This is a genomic window from Tepidibacter formicigenes DSM 15518 (assembly GCF_900142235.1).
Lineage (GTDB): Bacteria > Bacillota > Clostridia > Peptostreptococcales > Peptostreptococcaceae > Tepidibacter > Tepidibacter formicigenes.
In genome coordinates this window covers 1-5,241 of the sequence record NZ_FRAE01000104.1, presented here as the reverse complement: position 1 = coordinate 5,241, position 5,241 = coordinate 1, and the positions used below count along the sequence as shown (strand labels likewise).

Annotated in this window: 6 protein-coding genes and 1 pseudogene; 3 read left to right on the top strand and 4 right to left on the bottom strand. The window is 26.3% G+C overall.

Features of this window, described 5'->3' with window-relative positions:
* The first annotated feature begins 198 nt into the window (after positions 1-198).
* Positions 199-1,020 (top strand): hypothetical protein, encoded by an 822-nt coding sequence (locus BUA77_RS12605; RefSeq protein ID WP_072890824.1) that lies wholly within the window; start codon positions 199-201, stop codon positions 1,018-1,020.
* Between the two features lie 87 nt (positions 1,021-1,107).
* Here the strand turns inward: BUA77_RS12605 and BUA77_RS12600 are convergent, their stop codons facing one another.
* The 4 genes and pseudogenes from BUA77_RS12600 to BUA77_RS14745 form a co-directional block, all read right to left on the bottom strand.
* Complete coding sequence (locus tag BUA77_RS12600) at positions 1,108-1,533, bottom strand: cell wall hydrolase (RefSeq protein ID WP_072890821.1); 426 nt, start codon at positions 1,531-1,533, stop codon at positions 1,108-1,110.
* 108 nt (positions 1,534-1,641) lie between these two features.
* Positions 1,642-1,833, bottom strand: coding sequence for a peptidoglycan recognition protein family protein (locus BUA77_RS12595; protein ID WP_072890819.1), 192 nt, complete (start codon positions 1,831-1,833; stop codon positions 1,642-1,644).
* Positions 1,834-1,990: 157 nt separating this feature from the next.
* Positions 1,991-2,239 carry a BhlA/UviB family holin-like peptide gene (locus tag BUA77_RS14750; RefSeq protein WP_334292349.1) on the bottom strand — a complete coding sequence of 83 codons (249 nt, stop codon included), beginning with the start codon at positions 2,237-2,239 and terminating at the stop codon, positions 1,991-1,993.
* Between the two features lie 25 nt (positions 2,240-2,264).
* Positions 2,265-2,477 (bottom strand): annotated as a pseudogene (locus BUA77_RS14745) (RNA polymerase sigma factor); the annotation flags it as partial.
* A 672-nt stretch (positions 2,478-3,149) separates the two neighbouring features.
* Between BUA77_RS14745 and BUA77_RS12580 the strand changes: the two are divergent.
* Positions 3,150-3,728: a recombinase family protein gene (locus BUA77_RS12580; RefSeq protein ID WP_072890812.1), complete on the top strand. Its 579-nt coding sequence runs from the start codon at positions 3,150-3,152 to the stop codon at positions 3,726-3,728.
* A gap of 45 nt (positions 3,729-3,773) precedes the next feature.
* The coding region (locus tag BUA77_RS12575; RefSeq protein ID WP_143151367.1) for a DUF4158 domain-containing protein at positions 3,774-5,241 on the top strand (1,468 nt) is incomplete at its 3' end.

Below are 5,241 nucleotides of genomic sequence, written 5' to 3'. Positions count from 1 at the left end.
GGGGTACGGCCACGATTCGTGTAAAAAGTGCAATAGGGAGTAAAAAATTGTAAAATAATCTATAAAAATCCATTTACTTGATATATTACAAATAAAATTATACTATTTTTATATAAAATATGAGAATATAAACAGTATAATAATAGCACAATAAAACTATATTAAGATTTCATAATTTGATTTTAATTGGAGGTAATAATGAAAAAAAGCATATTTATATTCGTTATGATAGTTTTTATATTAAATACCTTATTTTCAAGTGCAATACCTCAAAATAGCAAAATAATTACTCTAAAAAACAATAATACCTACTATACAAAATCATCGAATTCGGATGAAAAAAGTCAAGGCCATAATACTAATGTTGATACTGCTCCCAAAATAATTGCTTCTATTCCTGAAGAAAAAATCTATTTATACGCCCTAAACGAACAAGAACCTTGGTATCAAGGTTTAGTATTAAGTATAGATGGAGTCAATAAATTTTTTAATTGGAAAACATTATCAATGATTGAAGTTCCACCCAAATTATATTATTTAGATTTAAATAATGATGATAAAAAAGAATTAGTTGTTATATTATATGAAGATAGAGGAACAGGTATATCTCTCAATACAATGCATATCATAAATCCTGAAGATTTTACTGAATATAAATTTAAGAATGCTTTAGATGTAATTAAAGACAATGTTGAAATAAAAATATTATCAAAAAAAGAAGTGGAAATGAAAATAAATGATACTATTTATAATGTAAAAATAGGTGATGTTCCTCCAAATCTTACAGCTTATTATCCTATACAAGTTTCAGATATTTTTTTTAAACACTATATAAAATATTCCATGGAAGATAATGTATTAAAAGCCAGGGTAGGAGCGGAAGCTCGGCCTTTAAAATATCTAGGAGACATTATTATTGATTATTCTTTTAAAGATGATGAATTTAAAGCTAATAAAATAGTATTTGAGGGGAATCCGACAGTAACTGTAACTACTCATAAACTAAATAAAACAAAATAAAAAAACTCCTTCCTGATTTTAATTGTACTTCTTATCAGGAAAGAGTTTTTTATTTAAATATAAATTTATTTACATCTTCATTTACTATTACTCCCACGCTGGAACATTATAGAAGTAATGCTTGCCTATTTTTATTATATTTGTTGCTTCAGATGGATAAGATCTTCCAAAATATAATCTACCACCAATAGGATTATCTTGTGAATCTATATGTTGAGCTATATAAAGGGAATCATTCCAACTTTGTGAATTTGTATCTGGTTCTCTTGCAGCTTTTTCTGCCATGCCTGCAAATTGTCTTGGACTTAATAATACTTCTTCATAAGTATCGCCAAACTTGTATGGTTTTTCTTTTCTATTTTTAGCTACATGTGCAACTGCTTGTTTACCTTTCCAACTTTCACCTCTAGCTTCACTATATATCATTCTTGCAAGTAAATCTACACTATCTCTTCCTTCGAATTCTGATAATCCAGATTTATCTGGTAATGGTTCTCCATAATTATATCCCATAATTGTTAATCTCCTTTAGTTTAAATTTTATTTTTTAGACCTAATACCAGCCTCCTTGCTTCCATTAAAGGAAAATTTAGACCAGGACAGCTTGTACTTTTTAACTCTCTATGACCTTTTATAGTGCTTATACTGTATTTGTTGCATAGGTAATTCACTCCATCCATTTTCTTTATGCCATCTATGTATCTCATCTACAGTTGCACTACTATGTGCAGCATGATGACTTACTATCGTAGAAGGCTTATTCATTTTTTTGAGACTCTTTCTAAATGCTAAGTTTGTTTCTATAATTTTCATCTTGCTCACACACCTTAAATCTATATCTTGAGAATTTTTAACCGGTTATTTCCTTCTCACTATATACAAACGAAATTCATATTAAAAATGTAAACTTTCAACCTAAAATTTTTTAAAAAGTTTTTATAAACAATTGAAATACAGTAAATTACTTAATTTAAGCTTCTTTTTTAAATACATGATTTTTTATTTCTTGAACATCTTCTTTTATATCTTCAACAAGATTTAATTTTTCTGTTAGTTTAGATATAATATTTTGATACTTGATTTCTCTCTCTTCCTGACGAAGATCTCTCTTTTCTTGGTTTTTGAGAATATAAAATATTAATGCTACCGTTAGAGCTGTCCATATACCTTGGCTGGATGCTAATTCTATTATCTTTTCTTCCAACTTCTTCACCTCCATTTTGAATTAAAATTTTTCTAAGTCTATTTAAAGCTCTGTTTTTAGTACTATTAACAGCTTGTCTTGATATTCCCAATTGGTTTGCTATTTCTGTATCAGAAAAATCATATATAATTTTTTTGGTAATAATCTCTTTTTGAAGGTATGATAACTTTTCAAGTAGTTCTAAAATAAAAACATTACTATAAAAATCAATGTTTGAATTATCACTCAATAGATCATAATTTATCTCCACCATTTCCTTTTTCTTTAATACATATTTTCTAAAAAAATCTACTGATTTATTTTTTAAGAAGGTATTTATAAATTTAGCAATTTGTTTATTGTCTTTGTTAAAAAAACACTTTATATCCATATTTTTTATTAGTTCTAAAAAAGATATAGTTAAATCTGTTTCTGCTTCTTCATAACCGATATTATTACTTAGCTTTTTGATTGTAGGATAAAAATCTAAGTATAAATCAGAAATAGATTTTTTATCTCCCTTTTGTGCTTTACATATGAATAAATATAATTCCATACCCTTCCCCCTATCTTTCGTATAAAAAAACAAAAATTCTTAAAAGAAACAAACGAATTACGCATTAAATTTGTAAACGGGTATTTTTTGACTATTTTTGTAAAAACATAGAAATGCGTAATGTATTTACTGATTTTTTAGTAAGTCATAAAGAAAATTGACATAAAACAAAAAATCATTCCCTACAATAAAATGCTTTAAGGAACGATTTTCGTATTGTGTTAATTTAGAAAAAACATCAGAGTCCCATATACGATGGTTTATGGAACTTGAAAACTTCACTGTTATTTCGACAAAAAATATGATAAAATAGGTTCCATAAATAGTGCCATAATTACAGAAGTACCATATTTCATGAAAATAGGATTATAGGACATAAGGGAGGATACAATGGGAAAGCTTTTTGGATATGCTAGAGTATCAACAAAAGATCAAAATTTAGATTTACAAATAAATACACTTAAAGAAGCTGGTTGTCATCCATCAGATATTTATGTAGAAAAAATATCATCTCGAAAAAAAGAACGACCTATATTTAAAAAGGTTTCTAATTTATTACAAGAAGGAGACACTCTTGTTATTTGGAAATTAGATAGAATAGGGAGATCTCTTGTAGAACTTGTAAATATCATAGAAGAAATTAATCAAAAGAAAGCTAACTTAAAAACTTTAACTGGAAGTTTAATGATAGATACATCTACAGCACAAGGAAAGTTAATGTACAGTATAACTGCTGCTTTTGCTGAATATGAAAGAGATATTAATCGTGAAAGAACCTTAGCAGGGCTTGAAGCTGCTAGAAGAAGAGGAGTTAAATTTGGACCTAAATTTAAATTAACAGATAAAGATATAAAGAAAATGAAGCAAATGAAAGATGTTGGAATGTCTATTAAGGATATTCTTAGTTACTTTAATATAGGGAAAACAACTTATTACAGATATATAAATAGCGATAAAATAGATTCTTAAATAAACTTCATTTACTTTTATAAAATTTTGTGAGGTGAATTATTATTGCCAAGTATAAATGAAACCGCATATCCAAGATTTAAAAGTTCATTAAGTGAAAATGATTTAGAAAATACATATTTACCATCAAATAAAGAAATTATATTTGCAAGTGAGATTACGCGAAAGCCAAAATATAAATTATTTTTATTAATCCTATTAAAAGCTTATCAACGATTAGGGTATTTTACTTCAATGAATCATATTCCTAATGAAATTAAAAGCTATATATCAAATGTAATGGGAATTCAATATGAAGAAGATCAAATTGAAAAATATAGTAAATCAAGAATGAAATTTAATCATATGGATTCCATAAGAAAATTTTTAGATATAAAACCATATGGAAAAGAATCAAGAAAAGTTATTATACAAGCTGCTACTGAAGCTGCAAAAATAAAAGATAATGATGCAGACATAATAAATATAGTGATTGAAGAACTCATAAAGCAAAAGTATGAATTACCAGCATTTAGTACACTCGTAAGAGTATCTAGAAGAATACGATATACTACATATAATTCATACTACAGAAATATATACAAAAGTCTTAATTCAAATACAATCGAATCTATCGATTCTTTACTTTCAGAAAAAAATGATACATATACATCTTGGAATAACATCAAGCAAGATGTTGGGAAACCGTCTGTTAAGAATATAAAAGTTGTAATATCCTACTTAAATTTACTCAAAACCATTGAAATAGATACCAATATATTAACTAAAGTTCCAGATATAAAAATTAAACATTTTGTCAATGAAGCTAAAAGTCTAGATTCCTCTAAAATGAAAGAATTAAAGGCATCAAAAAGATATACACTTGCAATTTGTTTCTTAAAACAAAGACTTGCAAGTACACTAGATGATATAGGAGAAATATTAATTAAACTAATAAAAAATGCTCAAAATAAATCAAGAGATAAATTAGCTAAATATAAGCTTGAGCAATCTAAAACTACTGATAATCTTATATCTACTTTAAAAAGCTTTATTATTACTTACAAGATAGAGGAAACTGATGATAAAAAAATAAATGCTCTTATGCAGTTAATGGAAAATAAAAATTTAGATGATCTTTTAGAAAAATGTGAAACACATGAAAAATATTCAGATAATAATTATTGGCCTTTCTTATGGAATTCATTAAAGGGAAAAAGATTTGTATTATTTCATATACTTAATGAAATACAGTTGTGTTCAACAACCCAAAACAATTCCATAGAAAAGGCTATAAAATTTATAAAAAAATATAAAAACGCCAATAGATTAGATACAATTTCAACAACAGACAAAGAAATAGGAAGACTTGATTTATCATGGGTAAAAGAACCTTGGTGGAGAATTTTAACAGGATATACGAATAGAAATAAATATCCTGAAAAAATAAATCGTAGGCATTTTGAAGCTTGTGTAATGTATCAAATCATGCATGATTTAAAATCTGGGGATTTATGTATTAAAAATAGTGATA

Bases quoted from the DNA above. Each gene is read 5' to 3' on its own strand.
- BUA77_RS12605 (WP_072890824.1), top strand. From the start codon at position 199: ATGAAAAAAAGCATATTTATATTCGTTATGATAGTTTTTATATTAAAT.
- BUA77_RS12600 (WP_072890821.1), bottom strand. From the start codon at position 1,533: ATGGGATATAATTATGGAGAACCATTACCAGATAAATCTGGATTATCA.
- BUA77_RS12595 (WP_072890819.1), bottom strand. From the start codon at position 1,833: ATGAAAATTATAGAAACAAACTTAGCATTTAGAAAGAGTCTCAAAAAA.
- BUA77_RS14750 (WP_334292349.1), bottom strand. From the start codon at position 2,239: ATGGAGGTGAAGAAGTTGGAAGAAAAGATAATAGAATTAGCATCCAGC.
- BUA77_RS12580 (WP_072890812.1), top strand. From the start codon at position 3,150: ATGGGAAAGCTTTTTGGATATGCTAGAGTATCAACAAAAGATCAAAAT.